Source organism: Streptomyces tyrfis, assembly GCF_037034285.1.
Taxonomy (GTDB): Bacteria; Actinomycetota; Actinomycetes; order Streptomycetales; family Streptomycetaceae; genus Streptomyces.
Map to the genome: position 1 here is coordinate 1 of NZ_JBAGJZ010000121.1, position 870 is coordinate 870.

Here is an 870-nt window from a genome sequence, read left to right on the forward strand (position 1 = left end):
ACGACCCGGTTCGGAGTGCTCCTGGACCAGGTCGTGGAGGAGGTGCACGAACGCCTCCGGAGAGGGCCGCGGACCACCCTTCTCAGCAGCCTCCGAACCACCCTCGGCCGTGGTCTCCTTGGCGGCTTCCGCCTTGCCTGCCTTGACCTTGGTGCGGAGGGCGGCGATGCACCACACGCCGGTCAGTGGCCACATCAGCGCCGGGCGGGTGTCCACCACCCGCCACAGGCCATATGCGGCGGCGGCCAGCAGACCGCCACGCAGGTAGATGCCCAGGTCGGCACTGATGCCCTTGAGGTCCGACCGGTGCCCCTCCAGGCACCAGCCCTTCAACCGGGCCGCAAGCGACCTACCGAGAAGGACGGTGCCCTCCCCCAGCGTCTGCACCAGCCGGATCGCCCAGGCACTCGCCTGCCTGGCCTTCTCCTCCGCATCCGCCGCGCGCTCCTTCAGTTCCGCGCCCCGCTCCTTCAGCTCGGCGGCGCGTTCGGCGAAGGTGGCTGTGTCGGGTGCTGCTTCGGTGTTGCTGCTCACAGGGGCAGTCCCCCGTTCAGCACGTTGACGGCCTGTTCCCCGACGGTGTTGTAGAGGTCCGGCACCCATGCCATGACCTGTGCGAATCCGGCGGTCGCGCACAGGGTAAGGCCGCTGAAGACGCCGCCCAGCATGCGCTTCTTGTCCGTCTTCCCGGCGGCCTTCCAGGCGATGCCGCCCACAATGGCCATGACCAGGACGGCGCAGGCTCCGGGGTAGGTCAGTGCTCCCATGGAACCGTGGGCGAGGGTGCCGCCGTCGTTCGCGCCGGTCGCTGCGTGGATGGCCTTGTTCCCGGCCTTGTTGCCCAGGTCCACCGCCTGCACGGCTACCCAT

Annotated in this window: 1 protein-coding gene and 1 pseudogene; both read right to left on the reverse strand. The window is 69.4% G+C overall.

Features of this window, described 5'->3' with window-relative positions; translation table 11 throughout:
* Window positions 1-534: hypothetical protein (locus WA762_RS35475; protein WP_335941713.1), on the reverse strand; the 534-nt coding region annotated here is incomplete at its 3' end.
* Window positions 531-870 (reverse strand): annotated as a pseudogene (locus tag WA762_RS35480) (hypothetical protein); the annotation flags it as partial. The pseudogene WA762_RS35480 and the gene WA762_RS35475, both read right to left, overlap by 4 nt.